This window comes from Mucilaginibacter sp. P2_A5 (genome assembly GCF_056404995.1).
The window spans coordinates 1-19,916 of record NZ_JBFUCY010000014.1; the positions used below are offsets into that span (position 1 = coordinate 1).

21 protein-coding genes and 1 tRNA gene are annotated in these 19,916 nt (G+C 38.9%); 9 read left to right on the top strand and 13 right to left on the bottom strand.

What is annotated here, in order from left to right:
- A partial coding sequence (locus tag AC1DXF_RS13525; protein ID WP_477449268.1) for a transposase occupies positions 1–216 on the top strand: 216 nt, incomplete at its 5' end.
- Between the two features lie 408 nt (positions 217–624).
- On the opposite strand, the gene AC1DXF_RS13530 is transcribed toward AC1DXF_RS13525, so the two are convergent.
- Both AC1DXF_RS13530 and AC1DXF_RS13535 read right to left on the bottom strand, forming a co-directional pair.
- Positions 625–1,362, bottom strand: a complete 738-nt coding sequence (locus tag AC1DXF_RS13530) for an HNH endonuclease (RefSeq protein WP_477449269.1) — start codon at positions 1,360–1,362, stop codon at positions 625–627.
- Entirely contained in the window at positions 1,334–2,266 is a 933-nt protein-coding gene (locus AC1DXF_RS13535) for a Dam family site-specific DNA-(adenine-N6)-methyltransferase (RefSeq protein ID WP_477449270.1), read from the bottom strand. The genes AC1DXF_RS13530 and AC1DXF_RS13535 overlap by 29 nt, the downstream gene beginning before the upstream one ends.
- Before the next feature lie 32 nt (positions 2,267–2,298).
- Here AC1DXF_RS13535 and AC1DXF_RS13540 point away from each other — a divergent pair, with 32 nt between their 5' ends.
- The gene (locus AC1DXF_RS13540) at positions 2,299–2,442 is read left to right on the top strand and encodes a hypothetical protein (RefSeq protein WP_477449271.1); all 144 of its coding nucleotides are present in this window, start codon (positions 2,299–2,301) and stop codon (positions 2,440–2,442) included.
- Between the two features lie 97 nt (positions 2,443–2,539).
- Here AC1DXF_RS13540 and AC1DXF_RS13545 read toward each other — a convergent pair whose 3' ends face one another.
- The 10 genes from AC1DXF_RS13545 to AC1DXF_RS13590 all read right to left on the bottom strand — a co-directional run bounded on the left by AC1DXF_RS13545 (position 2,540) and on the right by AC1DXF_RS13590 (position 11,545).
- Positions 2,540–3,175, bottom strand: a complete 636-nt coding sequence (locus AC1DXF_RS13545; RefSeq protein ID WP_477449272.1) for a hypothetical protein — start codon at positions 3,173–3,175, stop codon at positions 2,540–2,542.
- A gap of 1 nt (position 3,176) precedes the next feature.
- A complete protein-coding gene (locus AC1DXF_RS13550) occupies positions 3,177–4,697 on the bottom strand; it encodes an AAA family ATPase (RefSeq protein WP_477449273.1) in 1,521 nt (506 codons plus the stop codon).
- Positions 4,698–4,873: 176 nt separating this feature from the next.
- Positions 4,874–5,116, bottom strand: a complete 243-nt coding sequence (locus tag AC1DXF_RS13555) for a hypothetical protein (RefSeq protein WP_477449274.1) — start codon at positions 5,114–5,116, stop codon at positions 4,874–4,876.
- A gap of 383 nt (positions 5,117–5,499) precedes the next feature.
- Positions 5,500–6,213: a PP2C family protein-serine/threonine phosphatase gene (locus tag AC1DXF_RS13560; protein WP_477449275.1), complete on the bottom strand. Its 714-nt coding sequence runs from the start codon at positions 6,211–6,213 to the stop codon at positions 5,500–5,502.
- Positions 6,206–7,543, bottom strand: coding sequence for a serine/threonine-protein kinase (locus tag AC1DXF_RS13565; RefSeq protein WP_477449276.1), 1,338 nt, complete (start codon positions 7,541–7,543; stop codon positions 6,206–6,208). The genes AC1DXF_RS13560 and AC1DXF_RS13565 overlap by 8 nt, the downstream gene beginning before the upstream one ends.
- Positions 7,544–7,894: 351 nt before the next feature.
- A complete protein-coding gene (locus AC1DXF_RS13570) occupies positions 7,895–8,248 on the bottom strand; it encodes a hypothetical protein (protein WP_477449277.1) in 354 nt (117 codons plus the stop codon).
- A gap of 351 nt (positions 8,249–8,599) precedes the next feature.
- A complete protein-coding gene (locus tag AC1DXF_RS13575) occupies positions 8,600–8,980 on the bottom strand; it encodes a hypothetical protein (RefSeq protein WP_477449278.1) in 381 nt (126 codons plus the stop codon).
- A 159-nt stretch (positions 8,981–9,139) separates the two neighbouring features.
- Positions 9,140–9,721 carry a hypothetical protein gene (locus tag AC1DXF_RS13580; protein WP_477449279.1) on the bottom strand — a complete coding sequence of 194 codons (582 nt, stop codon included), beginning with the start codon at positions 9,719–9,721 and terminating at the stop codon, positions 9,140–9,142.
- An 80-nt stretch (positions 9,722–9,801) separates the two neighbouring features.
- Positions 9,802–10,995, bottom strand: a complete 1,194-nt coding sequence (locus tag AC1DXF_RS13585; RefSeq protein WP_477449280.1) for a tyrosine-type recombinase/integrase — start codon at positions 10,993–10,995, stop codon at positions 9,802–9,804.
- A 124-nt stretch (positions 10,996–11,119) separates the two neighbouring features.
- Complete coding sequence (locus tag AC1DXF_RS13590; protein ID WP_477449281.1) at positions 11,120–11,545, bottom strand: hypothetical protein; 426 nt, start codon at positions 11,543–11,545, stop codon at positions 11,120–11,122.
- 568 nt (positions 11,546–12,113) lie between these two features.
- On the opposite strand from AC1DXF_RS13590, the gene AC1DXF_RS13595 reads away from it, so the two are divergent.
- Entirely contained in the window at positions 12,114–12,656 is a 543-nt protein-coding gene (locus AC1DXF_RS13595) for an OB-fold protein (RefSeq protein WP_477449282.1), read from the top strand.
- 491 nt (positions 12,657–13,147) lie between these two features.
- Here AC1DXF_RS13595 and AC1DXF_RS13600 read toward each other — a convergent pair.
- Positions 13,148–13,219: transfer RNA gene (locus AC1DXF_RS13600), tRNA-Glu, on the bottom strand.
- 195 nt (positions 13,220–13,414) lie between these two features.
- Here AC1DXF_RS13600 and AC1DXF_RS13605 point away from each other — a divergent pair.
- Genes AC1DXF_RS13605 through AC1DXF_RS13630 form a run of 6 tightly spaced genes read left to right on the top strand, consistent with a single transcriptional unit; the run spans position 13,415 to position 19,788 of the window.
- Positions 13,415–13,696, top strand: coding sequence for a DUF427 domain-containing protein (locus AC1DXF_RS13605; protein ID WP_477449283.1), 282 nt, complete (start codon positions 13,415–13,417; stop codon positions 13,694–13,696).
- A gap of 2 nt (positions 13,697–13,698) precedes the next feature.
- The gene (locus AC1DXF_RS13610; protein WP_477449284.1) at positions 13,699–15,084 is read left to right on the top strand and encodes a mercuric reductase; all 1,386 of its coding nucleotides are present in this window, start codon (positions 13,699–13,701) and stop codon (positions 15,082–15,084) included.
- A 9-nt stretch (positions 15,085–15,093) separates the two neighbouring features.
- Entirely contained in the window at positions 15,094–16,056 is a 963-nt protein-coding gene (locus tag AC1DXF_RS13615; RefSeq protein ID WP_477449285.1) for an ABC transporter ATP-binding protein, read from the top strand.
- Positions 16,049–17,620, top strand: a complete 1,572-nt coding sequence (locus AC1DXF_RS13620) for an ABC transporter permease/substrate-binding protein (protein WP_477449286.1) — start codon at positions 16,049–16,051, stop codon at positions 17,618–17,620. Before AC1DXF_RS13615 ends, AC1DXF_RS13620 begins: the two co-directional genes overlap by 8 nt.
- A 4-nt stretch (positions 17,621–17,624) precedes the next feature.
- A complete protein-coding gene (gene egtB / locus AC1DXF_RS13625) occupies positions 17,625–18,776 on the top strand; it encodes an ergothioneine biosynthesis protein EgtB (protein ID WP_477449287.1) in 1,152 nt (383 codons plus the stop codon).
- A gap of 19 nt (positions 18,777–18,795) precedes the next feature.
- Positions 18,796–19,788: an L-histidine N(alpha)-methyltransferase gene (locus AC1DXF_RS13630; protein WP_477449288.1), complete on the top strand. Its 993-nt coding sequence runs from the start codon at positions 18,796–18,798 to the stop codon at positions 19,786–19,788.
- Positions 19,789–19,916 lie beyond the last annotated feature (128 nt).

The window sequence follows — 19,916 nt, forward strand, 5'->3', positions numbered from 1 at the left end:
TATAACGATGTGGAAGAGTCGGGAATAGATGCTTTTAAAACGGTGGCAAGGTCTGTACAAACGCATTATGAATCGATCCTGAACTTCTTTAACAACAGAAGTACCAATGCCTCAGCAGAATCATTCAACGCCAAGATCAAAGCATTCAGGGCTACTTCAAGAGGTGTTAGAGATACTACCTTTTTCCTCTTCAGGCTCGCTAAAATATATGCTTAAACTGATCTTCCCCCAGAAATACGGCTTGATCCTGCTTAAACTGATCTTCCCCCAGAAATACGGCTTGATCCAAAGTCTGGCAGAGAAAATACCTTAGTTTAAAAACAAGTAAACCACTAACAATCATTTTGTTAGTGGTTTAAACTTATTGTAGTAGCCCGTAGGGGAATTAGATTGATGTTGGTTTTGTATCGTATCCGCTTTATTGAGTGTCAAAATGACTTGTTACCGCATTGTTAAGTGTCATTTGAATTTGCCCCATTTCCATCCCCATGAGTTCGTGTCCCGACGAGAGTACCTAATTAACTATTAATTTATCTTTTATGCAGAAATTTTTCTCAATATAATGCAGTTCAAATCAAACAAAGGCTATTAGATCAAATAATTAGCCCCTAAACACACCCCTATTTACTTCGGCTTCTCAATACTTTCAGACATTACCTCTTTCAATAATTCGATAACAGTTATACCCTTGTATTCTGACAATAATTTAAATTTATCGTATTGTTCAATCTCTTCAGCTGACCACTGAATATCTAACCTCCTGACATTTTCCAAGGCAATATGTAAATAGCTTAGCGGATCACCCCAATAGCACTGCAAACATATGTTAGGGTCTAGAATCTCACTCCAATTTTTACAATGTTCACAAGACCAAGACTTTGCTCTATTACACGATCCACATAGCAAAAGATATTCTTTCTCGTCGATAATAGATACCAAATCACCAGCTATCTGATATGGAACTCTATGATCTACCTGTAAATATCTTTCTTCAAACTCTCCATTACAAATTGAACAGTGACCATTATATTTTTCATAAAGTTTGGTCTTAAATTTTTTTGTAAAAGTAATCCGACCAGCTATTCTATCTCTTTTAACTGAGTTAGGATCACCAAACTTATAAGCAGCGATTGATTTACCGGTGATAGACTTAGTGCTAAAAGTAACCAATGGAATTCCTGCCTCCCTTACATCTCTGGCAGCTCTCGGCGGGTGGCTATACTTATAGGTATTTTCAAGGTCTTCTGTAGTTATAAACCCATGCTTAAGGATGTGATCTATTACTATTTTTGCCCTCTTGTTTGTAACTGACTGAATATACTTTATAAAATCATCAGGATAATCTTGATTCTTGGTTTCCATAAATTGCAAAAAGGCCGTTTTCTTGCAATGTATGTAATGTCAAAATATTCTCCAAATCTATTTTTGACACAAGGGAAGGTGATAAATATAAAAGTTCAACTGTGTATTCTTTTCGATTTAAAAGTGTTGCTTGTGATGATCTACCGGCATTAATTTCAATTGGATAGAGCTTAAGGTTGTCAGGTAGAGCAATTCCATACGTCTTATCTCCTGTTCTGCCATCAAAACTCAAGATGTATGGAATATTGCGAGAATTTAAGTCTGTGAGAGAATTAACAAATTCTTCAAAAATGATATTGCCAGCATAATTAAATCCTCCGTTTTTCCCAGTTCCCTGGTACGGTGGATCCATATAAACTAAATCATCAGGTAGAGCGCGATCTAACACTATTTTGTAATCCTCGGCCATAAAAGTACATTTACCTTTCAATAAATGTGATACACTATATATGTCATTCTTCATGGTATCCGGCTGTTTACCCAATCGTCTCTTGTCCGAACTCTGGTTAAACTCCCCATATGCATTATACCTAACCGCAGCCTTGACACACTTTGCTAAGAGAAACAACAATAATGCAGGGTCCCGATCTCGATTAAAATCACTGCGAACTTTTAGAAAATGAATATTGTGATCATCATGTTGATCATTCCACAATTGTTGATATTTATCTGATATTTTATCAGGGCAGTTAACGATCATTTCTAATAGACTACTTAAGGGTTTATTTATATCATTTATTAAGTAGTTATCAGCTTTTTTATGAAAGGCGCTGGCGATAGATATTGCAGCTGACCCGGCAAATGGCTCAATAAGTTTTGACAGAGGCTTGGGGAAAAAAGCTAATATTTGATTAGCTAAATTACGCTTACTGCCTTGGTAAGGAATTGGATGGGGAAGTTTCATACCCTACGAAATTCGCTAAAATATTTTAAAGATTGGAAGTAATAAAAGGATTAAACAAAGGTTTACGAAGTGATTTGATCATCACACAGTTGCATTTTCCAAATGAAGTGACTATAGTTGATAAGGCAGCGCGTTATGAATTTGAATTAGGAACTGCAAGTTATCAAAAGGTTTAACAACTGATATTTTTATAAGGGCAGGCTTAAACGGCCAGCCTTTTTAAGGGTTCGATTCCTTTTAAGGGCAACGCAATCAGCCGCCAATATTTTAAGTTTAAACAATTAAAATTGCGGCGAGATCATCAATTTCCTCTAAAAAAGCGTCTTTTTCTTGTTGAGATACTCCTGGTTTTTGCACGCGAAATAGCCACGCCGTGTGTCGGCCTGCCTGCGACAATCCTATAGCTCTTGCGCGGCGATCTGCGTACAAAGGGCGCCACAAGTGGCACATATCAATCGTCTGCTGCCCTTTATCGCGAGTTCTCGCTTTTACGTAAAAATCATCTTCGATTTCTATATGCAAATCGTAGTTATCAAAATGAGGATGTACAATTCGATAATGGTAACTGCCTTGTGGTAATACTGCGAGGTTATGAATATGCAGGTGTGACCTAAGTGTATTATAAGTTCCTTTTTTTGTGTTACATTGACTACAAGATAAGCCGAGGTTGAGTGGCTCGAACATCCATTGTGGTTTTAGGTCTTTGTTTACTACGTGCTCGATATGTTCTGAATGGCATGCTGAGGTTAGTTCGGTGCGACAATAGACACAAAGTCTCCTCTGTTGTATGCAATAATACTTTTTTATATTTCCTTTAATGCGGTTATAAATACTTTCCTCCCATGTTCTGCCTGCGCCAGGGGGGTATTTATTAAGTGTGCTTATGTCTTTCAAGTCAAATTGCAGCATACTATACAGGATTGGTTTTATTTATCAATTTGACAATAACAGCCTTTAAAGGATCATTTTCATTTAAATTTGATATGTCCAAACGTCTCAAGTTCTGAATATCGGAGCGTACTTTTGCTAAATCTGGGTCAATATGTGCTAATTCTTTAAGAATATTCCCGACAATCGCAGTCAAATAATAATTTCTGGTGGTTGCAACATTAAATATATCGAGCAAGATTTGCTCTGCGGACCAGCCATAAGTATTAGCATCCAACATCCTTGCTTGTATAGCACCATTCTCAGAATTGGTAACAGCAATAATTGAAGAGTGCCGATGCTGAAGATCGCTTACTAAAAAATGAGAGTGTGAAGCAATAATAAAGTGACAACCTGGAAACTTTGAAAATATTCTATTAAAGATGTCCATGTAACGGATTTGCCAGTTTGGATGTAAGCTGATCTCAGGTTCATCTATTAAAACGAGTGAACGATCGTCCATCAATGACAGAATATTTAAAAATGTAAGAATTATGTGATATTCTCCACTACTGGCATCATCAAACGAAAAGTTCTCACGCTGTTTTTTAATTTCGAAACGCTGAAAGCTAATAATCTCTAAATCACTAAGCGCTTGTAGCGGCGACACATGACTGGTGAAATTAGCAAATGTGTGCTCCGATTCAAGGTCAAGCACAGGCATCAATCCAATTTCTCGTTTATAAACTTGAGTTAATTCATTTAAATGCTGATCTAAATAGTGTCGTAAATCTGATACGTTCTCTTCAAAACCGAAAAAATTATCGATTTTCTCATTACCTAACCGTTTAAGCTCTGGCTGAAAAGATGTTCTTCTGCGCTCGTCCACTACTGCACGGAAAAGGTCTGCAAAGTCACGATTAGACATATCACTACTGCTTCTCGCGAAATGCGTTAAAAATTTAAAATATTTCCCTGTCTTATAAACAAGAGTCATACGTGGAGCCAATTCAAGTATCGTGAACGCTTCCCGTAGTGGCTCAATGTCTTTATTTTTTAGTATGGCGTGGTAAAGGTTACCTATCGCATTTTTTGTGGGGTTAGAAATGAAAATATTATTACTGGCCGATTTTAATCCGAGATAATGATACTTATCATTTAGCACTTTACCACGCTGTTCACGTAGAGGGTATTTATCATTAAAGCTAAAACATGATATAAGCGTTTTGTCAGGAAGTTCTAAATCTTCAGAAAAGAAATCAAGTACAACGTAATCAAAATAGATAGTTTCACCATTAAAATAAAGTTCATGAAGATTTCCATTACTAACATATTTCAATTTAAAAGCAAAATCGAAGTTAAATCGCCTTTGCCTTTGCCAACCTTGAATTGAGTTGATTATATTTATAAGAGTCAAAAATATTTTACTTTTCCCTGTTCCGTTTGGCCCAATTATGAAACTGATATAATGATTATTTCCAATCTCTTGTGACTCAACAAAAGGGATAATGGTCGAACCAAAAAAAGGGTGACTATAGAATTCAAGCGATAAGATTTTAAACATTATATAATATTTAGGCTTTTAAAAATACACAATATTAGAACGGTTTAAGCAACAACATAAGCGAAATAAATTATTTGCTTTCACAGTAATCGGGGAATTGTCACGCTTATTCAGGCTAAATTATCGAGATAAAGTATAACATTTGTTACCATAGTCACTAACAATTGATCGAATATTTATAGAACCCAAGCCGTTAGGAATTTTCCTGTCTCGTCCCTATATTCCATTATTAATTTGTCATACAAAGCCTGATCTTCTTTCCTCCCTTGTTTTTCCAAGGCTAAGCTATTATCATGAAGATCAACTTCTCTTATATGAATTAGCATATTAGCGTGAACCATAGAAACGACGTTATTTGTGATATGCTCATTTCTTGTTTGATTTATATTATTCATCCTTTGAAAAATTTGTTTTCTCATATCCAGTAATAAAAGGGTATATATAATGCCATACTTTAATCAGTTAATTTTAGACAAAGATAGCTATTGTATTACCGCATGGTAGGTTCGATTCCATTTGGGAATATCCGTTTTTACAAAACCTATCTAAGCACTAAAAATCCAGGTAACGCTATAGGTAAAATAATTGCCCCGTAAGGTTAGATATCAGCAATGTCTCGGCCTCCCGAAACACTTAAATACGCTTTTTATTGCCGGAGCGTAACGATTGCGATCAAGGCTGGGTATATGTGCAATTTGTAATTTAATATGAAACAGTACGGCGATTACTCAATCTGCCACAAATTTCGGTAATGGAAAGGTTAATTCTAACTTTCCTACCGTAGGCTTATTCGATTATTCATTCATGGGTTAATTTCAATGCTTAAATACGTAGCATTGTCTTTTAATTTCTTTTCGTTTAAAAGGCCGTTAATCCGTTGACAAAATTCTCCAAATTTTTTATTCGAAATCGAAAGATCTCTAAGTTCAACTTTAGAAAAGGCATCGTAGAAGCCATCGGTTGATATGATTAAACGATCACTGGAATTGCACATAAAGCTAAAGTATGATATCGCCGGCATCCTATCAATCCCTAAAGCACTATCTAAAATGTTTCGGCGAGGGTAAGACAAAGCTGTACTAAATGTTAATAGACCTTCATTAATTAATCTTTGCGCTTCGGTTTGATCTTGAGTAAGCTGTTTTAGACCGTTTCCTCTTAAAAGATACAATCGACTGTCGCCTGTATGTACTACATAAGCGTAATTTCGTTTTAAAAATAAGCCTATAAAAGTAGTCGCCATACCCTTACATTTAGGTCTACTAAATGCTTCATTTATTAACTTTTCATGTACATTAATTAAAATATCTTTAAAATTAGTAGTGTCATTAATGGACGATCTTACATCTTCGATAAACGTTTTGACACTAAATTTTGATGCAAACCCACCACAAGAATTACCCCCAACCCCATCAGCTACACAAAATAATTCACCATCATCAATTCGCGCTGACTCATAATAGTCTTCATTTTTAGCTCTTGGACCGATAACAGAGTAGCCAAACTTCTCAATCATTTATTTTGCAAATTTTATTTACAGTATTTAATAAAATTGGATGCATTGAATCATACGAAAAACGAATTGACCAGGTTAAATGGTTTAATGCTGTACATATTTTTTTTCCTTCTACCTCAAATTCCATATTTAACCTTTTGATAAAATTCAAATCAGCTGAACTATCAACCCTTCGTTGAAACATATTTTCTACATACCACCGGTTGTGATTTGTGCCCATATATAGCAAAGCCATTACTCCATCTGTCTGGGTACTTGGGCCTTCACCTTCTATTAGTTTACTAATCCTTGAAGCTAATGCATCACAAGATCCAAATTGAAAACTACCGTTTTTTATGAATTCACAGTATATGTTCGCAAAACGCTTGAGGCCATCACTTTTTTTAATTATCTCGATATGTTCTAAGTCGATCTGCAAAAGAACACTTTTTCTTTCAATAACATTTTCTAAATCATCTTCTAAGTAATTAGAGATTTCGTCAATCTCTTCTTCTGAGAGTATCGCCTCATTGCGTTCCAAGTATTCTTTGATTCTGGTGCCAATTTCAGTGTTCGCTACCGATATATCAATGTCAACGGTTGCCAAAACATCTCGCAACGAAGCTGCACTTTGAAATCTTTTCTTAGGATCAAGTTTAGTACAAATTGCGAGTATTTCAGAGTAAGATCCTCTATCTATTATCTGAAACATTGGTATTCTACTTCCCTTTCCAACAAAATCATGTATAATACACCCCACGGAATAAATGTCCGAGGCGGCAGTTGCATTTCGAAGATGTTGGTTTATTTCCGGTGCGGTATAGTAATCTGAGTCCTTTTTCATAGTTGCCGAAGTTAAAGCGGTTATGCCTGTTTTATGCTTTAAACTCATCAACCCGAAATCACCAATAGCATAATATACTGCTCCGCGTTCATCACGATATCTCAATACGTTACTGGGCTTCAAATCCCTATGATAGATATCTAAAGAGTGAAGTTCTTCTAACCCCGAAAGAATGTCTAGTATAGGTTGCATGAAGTTCGATGCGTTAATTGCCTTTGTTTTTGCATCTTCTTCTAAGGAACCCTCCGCCAACGGCATTATAAAGAAAGGTGGATCAGAATCTATAAACAATTCTATCACAGGAACTACATTTTTATGATTTAAACTTGATTGAAATTGCGCCTCTTGTATAAATCTTTTTTTAGCATTTTCTTCAAGCCCCCCCTCCATCATTCTTGGGTCAAGTTCAAATGTTTTCTTGGCATAAAACTGTCCATCACTTCCTTTAACCTTCTCTACTTTACCAAATCCTCCGTGATCAATATGCTTTATAAATGTGTATTCCATGATAATTAGTTTAGAGTTATTAAGCAAATATATTGTTTACGCTACAAAAAGGTTGCTTCGGTTTGGGCTATTCTCCTATACAAGGCCACATATAAGAAAAATAGATAGGGAAGGCAATAGATAAAGTTTCTGATGATTTGAGAACGCAAATACCAAAAAACTCTTCAATCTTTGATGTGCTTAAGATGCTTTTTAATGCCCAGGCGCAATGATTAGCGGAATCGCTGAAGACTTACTCATTAGGTAACTTCTCAAGCATTTTTTTACTATAATTTCCTTTGAAGCGGTGACTGAACAATAAAAAAATCTATACAAGTTTGAACAACGATCTGTTTGAATGTTCAAGTATATTCATTCAACGCTTAGAGCTGTTAAATACACATAAAAAAGTTTTTTAAAAGAAGGCTCACCTTTGATTTCAAGACAGATATTCTTGTTTTTCCGCGTCGGCTTTTCAATCAGAACTTCATTATCAATTAACAGACGACTATAAGCTAAATCAAGTTTTTCAATAGAACAGTCAGCATCAATTCTCCAACATTTATTTTGATAAATAAAATATGCGAAAGCATTTTGGCTGCTACCACTCATCAGCCCATCAAGTCTAGTAAACGTTGGGTTTTGAGCTTTGAATTGCGTTAGCCTATTGTTGTAAAAATCTTCAAAGCTACCATACTTTAAAGGATAAGTGTGATTTTTGCTCATTGGTATTAAGTTGATGAGCAAAATGTTGTTTTTTTACAAACTTACCAAATGAATTATTATTGTTTGACTATTGTTCCCCATCGTTTTCTGAGTATTCAAAGGATTTTCAACAAAATAGGCCTTGAGACTTGATCTCCTTACAGGTTCATCAAACTTCAAAGCCTTCTTTGCTTTTCATCAAATGGTTTTGTTTGGGGTTACACATCATTAGACGAGAAGATTCTATTTTACTTTCTCAGAGAGAAAACAGATTACCTTTCCCCGGAGAGGTGCCTGCGGCGCTCACACAAACACCACTTTTCCCCCCAGCCCCCTTTTCTCCTCTTAACTGAGGAAGGGAAAATAGTTTTCTCATGTCATAATCTTTATTTCATCAGGCTCAATCTCACAAACGACGGATGCTTCTCCTACTTTGCGATTTCGCTTAAATGGTCTGATGACAATACCGCCAAAGTAAGCTTCTTCAGCAAAACATTTAATATCCTTAATATAGCAGATATTTCCTCGATAAAGTTTACCGTCAACGGAATATTTGCCTTGACACCCATGGCCTGATGCGGTAATATTATAGAAAGCCACCGGATTGCCGCTTTTATCTTTGGCAAGCTCAACACATTTTTTGCATACATAATCTGGGTAGCGCTCATGGTGTGCGACGTAGCGATTACAGGTAACACAATGTTGCTGTTTCTTATGCTCATTGGCATGATTAGTTTTATACTTCTTGGTCATGGTAGTTATCGTTTGTATGAGTTTATTTTAATGGAAAAATCTGTTGAGAGAGCCGCTTTTGCTTTGGCGTGGGCACTTATCCAGTTAACCCAAGAATCGTTTGCCCTCGTCACTTAAAAGCATGAAAAAAGCCTGATTCTTTCGGACCAGGCTCGGCAGTTACGCGGCTTCGGTTTTTAACCACTCTTTGACTTTCTTCAAATCATAGAATATCGGTTTCCCTATTTTCTGAGAAGGCAACCCTTCGGCTCTTAGCCTTAAAAGTTTGCTTTTGCTCATGCCTAAAATTTTAATCACCATTTTTTCAGGTACAAGTTCTTCATCAAACATCTTTTCCGATGCTATTTGCTCATTCTGCTGTGGACTATCCGCTTCCAGTGCCCCAATCTTTGCTTGTAGATATTCAATTTCCGCGATAATCCATTTTATGGGATTATAAAACTTTTGCTCATCAGCAATCTTGCTCATTTCCTCAAGATATAAATCTTCAAAAGCTTTATAGTGGTCAGGATCAGGGACGCGGTGTACCTGCAAAGCAAGTTTTTTGAAATAATGTAAACAATCTAACTTATCCTTCTGAGGCAGTTTTTTAAGAGTCTTTTCTATAAACTCAATAAGTTCCTTGTTTACGAACAGCAACTTCACATTTCTTTCAAGTTTACGTTTGAAGTCATGAGTTAGGCGAGGGGAAGCATGATAGCTTCGCGTTGGAATTAGTTTGGCGGTATTATTTTTCATCATTTTCCATGTTTTGATTTTTAAATTCCATGCGGATGTATAGCATGGTTGTTTTGAGAGTTTTGATATTCAGTCGGCCATGGTTAAACGGCCTTCTTGTAAAGTGAAGACAAATTATCCATGCTACCGTGTAGGTCTTTCATCAAAGCTTTTGCGTAAATCTGCGTTTCGTTAAGATTCTGGTGTCCGAGTAAGTCACGGACAAACAATATCGGTGTACCAGCCTCAATCAAATTCGATGCAAATGAATGACGGGCACAATGAAAGGTTATAGGTTTGTTAATCCCTGAATTCTCTATTAGCACCTTTAACTCCCGGTTGAGTACCTGATTAGTCATTTGAGGTAATACCTTCGCTAATGGCACTTTAATAGTGTGCTTACCATATTTTGATAAGATTTCCAAAGCCTGTTTTACCAATGGTATAGTAATTTGCTTCTTAGTCTTGGTCATCTCAACCGTGATAGCGTTTTTCGCTGTATCGACGTTTGCCCATTTTAGGTTTACTACATCTGAATAACGTAATCCTGTCACGCAACTAAAAATGAACAAGTCCCTCACCCGGTTTAAAAATCCGTTTTTATCAGGTATTTCCAGGTTCATTATCTTAGTCACTTCATCAATAGTTAGGAACTCCCGTTTGCCGGCCACCGCCTTTATGGTAAAACCATTACCGTTACTATAGGGGTTATCACTCGGCTTCATGTAGTTGGCTTTTATGGCCTGCCTTATCGTAGCTTTCAAACATTTGTGCTTTGTGAACTTGCCGCCCGCTCCGTTATTGCGTTTTGTGCTCATGTAATAGTCGAAATCTTCTATAAACTTGTAAGTCAACTCACCAAATTCAAGTTTGCTTCTGAACTGTTTGAGCACATTCAAAGTTGAGCGGTATGATTTAATCGTATTGTGTTCTTTGCTTACCTTCCATATTTCGATCTGGCGCTCAAAGAAACTGTAAAATGTTTCCTTGGTTTCACTCCTGAAAAAGTTACTTGCGATTGTCAGGCTCAGTGGTTTTCCCATTGTCAAAGCCTCAAGCATGAAGGAATTAAATTCACTTTTCCGCTTGTCGAAAAAGGCATTGGTCAACTGATTTTCTTTACAATTATTTTTAAGACGGCTATTTTGGCTATCCCAATCTTTGATTTGTATGCTTCTACCAGTTGGTAAGCGATTGGTACCAGAAGTATACCGTACCGCCCAATAAATCGGGATACTACCATCAGCTTTTACCTTATCTGTGCGTAATGTTAATTTGAGATTGAATGTTAGTTTCATAATTATTTGTTGTTTGATGCTGGCTAATTTCCAGCGAGTTATTGGGAAAATAAAGTTTTTGACAATGTTTATTTTATTTAATATATTGATTTACAAGAATTTGGTACTTTTTAAAGTAAAAAAACTACCGTGAACTTTGTCTTAGGCGAAGCTTTGGTTTACTTTGCACCTCTTCATTATTTACTTGTTTCTTTTGAATCTTTGCGTATCGTTTTGTAATTCCTATAAAATCAACATGTATCTGTCTTTGAAACCCTCTGCTGCATGGCACCATATCTACCCTCACTAACTTGAAATCCTGTAATTCTTTGAGATATCGCTTAACCATTCCTTTTTTCAACCCCAGCCGGCTTCCTAAAAGCTCATTTGTTGCATAGCAAAAGCCCTCGACATAACTCAATGAACTTACGATGTGAAATAGGATTCTCGCAGGACAATTTAATTCTGCGTCTTCTAAAAGAGGCACCAAGCCTACATAAATCCTGTGCTTATCCTTTAGATTGCTCCATTGTGATACAAACTCTTTCCCTTGTTTTTTCTGATGTTCCATTTTTAAATATTTGTGTTTATATCTTACATAACTCCCATGTAGGAATGGGGTGGTCACTATATTGACCTGGGGAAATCTTTTAATTGACCCGGGGGGAGTCGACCGCGTCGCAGTATAAGATTACAATAAGAGATAACAAGGAAAGAAAGCAAATTACTATATCCGGTTTACTTCTTCCTTTCGCTATCGCTCAAGAAAGAAGCAAACTATATCAGCGCTTCGCTGCTGTAGGCCTGCTCTTGCGGCAGGCCAGCATTTTTGAAAGCTTGGCCAAACTTTATTTTACGAATTAAATCGCCGATATTAGCCCATGAAATAATAAATCAAAAAATTATTGAATAGATAAAAAAAGGATATAACATATAGTTAACGATACAGCGTTAGTTTCAGCTTGCAGAGAAAACTGGTAATTTTTAAAAGCACAAGAGGAAAACTATCGCTCATGCTACAGCGTGGGCTTTTAGTTTTTTGTGCTTTAGGTATACCAGTACCTCTCTGCAGATGGCTATCAGTACCACGCTGCTTGTTTTAAATGACCTCCGGTACTGAAGGTAAACCCAAGCCTTCTATGAAAACCATTGACAAACCAGATTACACAAAGAAGCTAAGCAGAAAAACTCGCGCCTTAGCGGCTATATGCATAATAGCATTCGTGTTAATTGCTTTAATTATAATCAAAAAACATAATGTGGATAGTGTAAGAGAATTAATGGACGATCCCATCCCAGCAGATTCGGTTCAACTTGTTAATCATACAAAGATTGACCAGCCGACATTTGAAAGCGATTATTCTGCTGATTCTTGGTTTCAAAGATTTAGTTCAAACAAAGTTGCATTTGATAAAATTTACAACAATGATTGGATTGATGTAACAGGAGTCATTGGTAGCATAGAAAATCCGTTCGATTGCCCAAGTTTATCGTTAGAAATTGAAGGATCACATTTGCTAAGAAAAATAAGATGTACCAACTGTAACAGTACCAAAAATAAGTGGCCTAAGGAGATTTTAAATATTAAAGTAGGACAAACTATACATATTCAAGGTAATTACGCTGGAACGTTATCAAGTGAGTATGAGATGTACTTAACGAAATGTGAAATTGTAAATTAAGATTGTTTCGTTAAATGATTTAATGCCGTCTGCCGTTTGATTTTTTTGCCGATGGCTATTCCCTCATTAAACTGAGTTATCGTTGCGCTCTCAACAAATTTACTGGCTTAAATCGCAGAACTTTCTCGGTAGGAACCGCTCCTTTTCGTGAATGCGATTATTTATCCGCCAAATCAGGTGAAACTTTACCGCCACGCTTTTGAGGTACGTGAAGATTCCATTATAAGATATCCTGCTCTGTGATATAAACTAAGAATTTTACCCTTTTTGATAACGGGTAAATTGATTGATCAAATCTCATTTGTCAACATCAAAATCAATCTTTTTAAATGTTCGGTTGTTCGGGGGCTTATTTTAATGATGAGGTTACGACGGTAGAATGTCATTGTTTCAGCTTCATTCCGCGTCATTCAACTTCGTAGAAATTTTACCTATTGCGCGCCCCATTAAGCAAAAAACGCCGATCTCTTGTATGAAATCAGCGTTTTTAGTAGCCCGTAGGGGAATCGAACCCCTGTTTCTAGAATGAAAATCTAACGTCCTAACCCCTAGACGAACGGGCCTTTTTTTATTTTTGTTTCCCTTATTTTGGGAATGCAAAGATAAAGCTTAATTGATTAAATAAAAATAAATTTTAAACTTTTTTTATTTAATGCTGATTATGAATGTTATATATTTAATTGGTAAACAAAATAAGCCAATTGCATTGTAAATCTGCATGGGTTAAGGCTATCTTTATCGTAAAATCTATTCATATTATGAAAGCCATTTGGAACGACCGGGTCATTGCCGAAAGCGATGATACTATTGTTGTTGAAAACAACCATTACTTCCCTATTGAAAGTGTAAAAAGCGAATACCTGGAAACTACCGACACACATACTACCTGCCCGTGGAAAGGGCTGGCATCTTATTATACCCTTAACGTTGATGGGAAGAAAAATCCCGACGCCGCTTGGTATTACCCGCAGCCTAAAGATGCCGCCGCAAACATTACCAACTATGTAGCGTTTTGGAAAGGTGTTAAAGTAACCCCATAAAAATGAAAAAATTTGACGCCATTGTTATAGGTGCTGGCCAGGCGGGGGCGCCGCTTGCCAAAAAGCTGGCACTGGCCGGAATGAAAACTGTGATTATTGAAAAGCGTTTTTATGGCGGTACGTGTGTTAACGATGGCTGTACCCCAACCAAAACCTGGGTGGCATCGGCTAAGGCGGCTTATATGGCCAACAAAAGCGCCGATTTGGGTGTGCCGGTAAAGAAATTTGTTGTGAACATGCCCCGTATAAAAAAGCGCAAAGACGAGATAGTAATGCAATCGCGTATTGGGAGCCAGCACGCTGCCGAAAAAACAAAAGGGCTGGATGTTGTTTTTGGCGAAGCAACATTTACGGGCGATAAAACAGTTTCGGTAAAACTCAAAAATGGCAAAAAGCAAAACCTGCAGGCCGACCTGATATTTTTAAACGTGGGTGCCAAACCGTTTATCCCTGCAATTTACGGACTAGGTGATATCAAATATCTTACCTCAACCACCATTCTTGATCTTGACTATGTGCCGGAACACTTATTGGTGCTTGGTGGCAATTATATAGGCCTGGAGTTTGGGCAGATGTTTCGCCGCTTTGGCAGTAAGGTTACTATTTTAGAAAAATCTGCAAGGATAGTTTCGCGCGAGGATGAGGATATTTCTGCCGAAATGCAAAAGATCCTGGAAGCCGAAAAGATCAACGTACTTACAGATGCACAGGCTACAAAATTCAAACAGAAACCGGGCGGTAAAATAACGGCTACGATAACGGTAAATGGCGAAGAAAAAAAAATCAGGTGCAGCCATGTGCTGGTAGCAGTTGGGCGTACACCGCAAACTGAAACGCTGGGCTTAGATAACGCGGGGGTAGAAACAGACGCAAAAGGCAACATTAAAGTAAACACCCAGCTTGAAACAAATGTAAAAGGCATTTACGCCCTTGGTGATGCAAAAGGCGGCCCGGCTTTCACGCACATTTCGTACAACGATTATACCATAGTTTACCGCAACCTCATCGAAAAGCAAAACCTGAACATTACCGACAGGCCGGTGCCTTATTGCATGTTTACCGACCCACAATTGGGTAGGGTTGGGATAGATGAAACCGAGGCACAAAAACAGGGATTGGATTACAAAGTGGCCAAACTGCCCATGACCCGGGTGGCCCGTGCCATTGAAACCGGTGATACACGTGGCTTTATGAAGGCTATAGTTGATGTTAAAACCAAAAAGATATTAGGGGCCACAGTATTGGGCCCCGAAGGTGGCGAGATCATGACTGTGCTGCAAATGGCTATGGAGGGTGGCATTACTTACGACAGGATCCGCTACTGCGTTTTTGCACACCCGTTGTATTCCGAATCGTTAAATAACCTGTTCCTGGCGCTTGAAGATTAGTTTTACTGTATGATTAAAGTTGACGGCATAAGCAAACAGTTTGGTATGGTTAAAGCCGTCGACGCTACCTCTTTCGAGGTGCAGGCGCAGGAAAACCTTATTTTGCTGGGCACAAGTGGCTGTGGTAAAACCACTACACTAAAAATGATCAACCGGTTGATTGAGCCCGGCAGCGGTAATATTTACATCAATAATAAAAACATACTTGAGCAGCAGCCTGAGGTTTTAAGACGGGGCATTGGCTATGTGTTACAAAACAATGGCCTGTTTCCTCACTATACCGTGGCCGAAAACATCGCCATAGTGCCGCAGCTACTGAAATGGGATAAAAAAAGAACCGAAAGCCGCATTGCCGAGTTAATGGAAAAGCTACACCTGGATAAAAGCTATCTGCATGTTTATCCTAATGAATTGAGTGGCGGCCAGCAACAGCGTGTAGGTTTGGCCAGGGCCTTGGTGTCTGATCCTCCTGTGTTGCTCATGGACGAGCCTTTTGGTTCGTTGGATAATGTAACCCGGTCAAACATTCACAAAGAGTTTAAAGCGCTTGATGAACTGAAACGAAAAACCATCATTATGGTTACGCACGATGTACAGGAAGCTTTTGAATTGGGCGACAGGATTTGCCTGATGGACAAAGGAAAAATTGTTCAATCAGGAATTCCTGCTGAACTATTGTTTAACCCGGCCAATGATTTTGTCGAAAATTTCCTGAAAGATCAGCGCCTGCAACTGGAGTTCAGGGCGGTGCGATTAAACGATCTTTGGGATTTGCTGCCCAACACACGTAAAAAGGCCGAAGGATTATCGTTATCTGCCGATATTGATGTATGGTCGGCACTGGAAAGTTTCAAGTTTAGCGATGAAGAAACCATCCGTATTGGCCAGGATAACGATAAGCAGAAATCGGTAAGTTTTGAGCAGCTGATGTCGGCGTTTTATCAATATAAAAACAAGCAAGGGCATGAGTGAGCATCAACAATCCTTATGGGAGTTTATGCAGCAACAGGCCGATAAGCTTGGCATGCAAACCCTGCAGCACATCGGCCTTACATTTATCTCCCTTTTTATAGCTGTTATCATTGGCTTGCCATTAGGCATTTTCATTACCCGTAAAGTAAAGTTATCCGGCGCGGTGTTGGGCATAGCCGGCATACTGCAAACCATTCCGAGCATCGCCCTGTTGGGTTTCATGATCCCTATTCTTGGTATTGGTGCTAAACCCGCTATTGTGGCCCTGTTGCTTTATGCACTGTTGCCCATCATCCGTAATACCTATACGGGCATTACCGGGGTAGATGCTTCGGTAAAGGAGGCGGCAGTGGCAATGGGTATGAATAAGTGGCAGGTTTTGTTTAAAGTAGAGCTCCCCTTGGCTATGCCTGTTATTTTGGCCGGAATCCGCACCGCTACGGTGATAAATGTGGGCGTGGCAACATTGGCTTCATATATTGCCGCAGGCGGCTTAGGCGAGTTTATTTTCGGCGGCATTTCACTCAATAATACCAATATGATACTGGCAGGGGCTATTCCGGCCGCCCTGCTGGCCATTATCTTCGATTTTTTGCTGTCGCGGCTGCAAAAACTTAATTTTAAAAAGGTACAGAAAGGTACTTATGCATTGCCGGTTTTGTTGGTACTATTGTCATCTTTCTATTTTATCCCATCTGCATATGGAGGCAAGCTTATAGCGGGTTTTACCCCCGAGTTTATGGGCAGGCAGGATGGCAACCTGGGGCTTGAAAGTAAATACGGTTTAAAAATTCATACTGTAGTCATCAGCGACGCGGTGATGTATAAAGCCGCGTTTGAAAAGGAATTGGATGTTATCAGCGGTTACTCTACCGATGGCCGGCTAAAGGCTTATGACCTGGTGGTTTTGGATGACGATAAAAATATTTTTCCTCCGTACTATGCTGCCCCAATTGTGCGGGAAGAATCGCTCAAAAAATTTCCTGACCTTGAAAAGACATTAAACCTGCTATCAGGCAAAATAAATGATTCCGTTATGACGGAATTAAACTACCGTACCGACTATCTTCACCAAAGCCCCGAACGGGTAGCGAAGGATTTCCTGGAGGCAAATAAACTATATAAACCATCCCGAGAGGGGAATGCCGGAATCGTTCGTATCGGCTCAAAAATATTTGGTGAGCAATACATTCTGGCTAATATATACAGCATGCTGATAAGCGGTTATACCAATTATGATGTGGCAACAAAAACCGGCCTTGGCGGCACTAAAATTTGTTTTGATGCACTGACCAATGACCAGATAGATTTTTACCCCGAGTACACAGGTACCGGTTTGCTGGCCATTTTACAGGCATCGCCAAAAACGGTTGCCCAGGTAACTAAAAGTAAGGATAGCACCTATAATTATGTGCAGCAGGAATTTGAAAAGCGCTACCAGGTAAAATGGCTCAGGCCCATTGGCTTTAATAATGCCTACGCGCTGATGATGCGCCGGCAGCAGGCAAAAAGTTTAGGTATTAAAACAATTTCAAACCTCAAACGATATTTGAATAACAAGTAACCCGATGGATTTAGCTGATTGTTATAAAAAAGTTCGCCAGCGAACGGAGCAGATCTGCAGCCCCCTGCAAACCGAAGATTACGTGGTGCAGCCCGTGGTTGATGTTAGTCCGCCTAAATGGCATATAGGTCATGTTACCTGGTTTTTTGAAACCTTTATCCTGAAGCCATATTTCATGGGCTACCAGGAATTTAATCCCAATTACAATTACGTTTTTAACAGCTATTATGAAACCGTTGGCAACCGGGTTATCCGTACCGACAGGGGTAATTTAAGCCGGCCTACAGTTGCCGATATTTACCTGTACCGGGCTTATGTGGATGAGGCCATGGCCAAATTCCTATGCCAGGAACCATCGGCAGAAATAAGGGAGTTGCTTATCCTTGGCTTTAACCACGAGGAGCAACACCAAGAGCTTTTGCTAACCGATATTAAATACATTTTAGGGCATAACCCACTATTTCCGGCTTATGATGATGGCTATGTATCGCCCAAAACAGAAGGCGCTGCCAGCCCTGATTTTATAAAGATGGGTGAAGGTATTTATGAGATAGGTTTTGAAGGCGATGGCTTTTGTTTTGATAATGAATTAAACCGGCATAAAGTTTACCTGAATGCCTATGAGATAAGCCCGGAATTGGTAAGCAATGCGGAGTACCTGCGGTTTATTAACGATGGTGGATACCACGATTTTCGGCACTGGCATGCCGAGGGCTGGGATTGGGTAAATAGCAATAAAGTGGAGGCCCCGCTTTACTGGCATTTAATTGATGGCGAATGGTATAACTATACCTACCAGGGCTTAAGGTTGCTTAATTTAGAAGATCCGGTTTGCCATATCAGCTATTTCGAGGCTTATGCTTATGCCTCATGGAAGGGACTAAGGCTGCCTACTGAATTTGAGTGGGAGGCTGCGGCAACAAAATTTAGCTGGGGTAAAAGCTGGGAATGGACGGAAAGTTCGTACCTCCCTTACCCCGGCTTTGCAAAAGCGCCAGGGGCAATTGGCGAATACAATGGCAAGTTTATGGTAAATCAAAAGGTGTTGCGTGGCGCATCAGAAGCAACTTCGCCGGGGCATAGCAGGATAACTTACCGCAATTTTTTTCAAACACATTTACGTTGGCAGTTTACAGGCATAAGGCTTGCAAAGTAAACGCACAAAAAAGGAAGATATGGACTCAACCTTCGCACAAACAGATTTGATGGCGGCATCAAACACAAACACAAATTCATTTTATAATGATGTTATTGCCGGCTTACGGGGAACCCCCAAGCGGTTAAATTCAAAATATTTTTACGATGCCAATGGCGATAAACTTTTCCAGGAGCTGATGAATTGCGAGGAGTATTATCCAACCAATTGCGAGCTGGAAATATTTTCGGAAAGGACTGACGAGATCACCAATGCGCTTATTGCAGATGGCGATTCTTTTGATTTGATAGAACTTGGCGCCGGCGATGCTATGAAATCAACCTATCTGCTCAAAGACCTGTTGGCTAAAAAGGCCGATTTTACTTATCTGCCCATCGATATATCCGATAATGTAATATCATACCTCAATATCACTTTACCCGTTACCTTGCCGGGCTTAAATATTACCGGTCTTAACGGGGAGTATTTTGATATGCTTAAGAAAGCAGCCTCTATATCGTCACGACGAAAAGTGGTGCTGTTTTTAGGGTCGAACATTGGGAATATGCCGGTACCCGAAGCTATTGAGTTTTGCCGGGAATTACGCAATCACCTTTCTGAAGGCGATATGGTGCTGATAGGAATGGATTTAAAAAAGGATCCAAAGGTTGTGCTGGCAGCCTATAATGATAAAGATGGCATCACCAAGAGGTTTAACCTTAACCTGCTGAAAAGGATCAACAGGGAGCTTCATGCCAATTTTGACCTTGCCAAATTCGATCATTACCCAACCTATGATCCCGAAACCGGGGCCTGCAAAAGTTACCTTATCAGCCTGGAAGATCAGCAGGTAACTATCAATGGGAAAGAAACTATCCATTTTCAAAAAGATGAATACATCTACATGGAAATTTCCCAGAAATTTACCATCATGCAAACAGATCAAATAGCCGTAAATGCCGGGTTTGCACCGGTAACCCAGTTTTTTGATGGTAAAAAATGGTTTGTCGATGCGGTTTGGGTTGCAGGGTAGGCTTTGGCAATTACCTTGTTTTTTTAAGGGATGTATTTTAAAAAACATGTAGTGTCATGTCAACGATAAATTGACGAATAGTCTTTAGCCCAAAGTCTTAGGTTCTGAGCCAAAAAAAGAAAAAAACA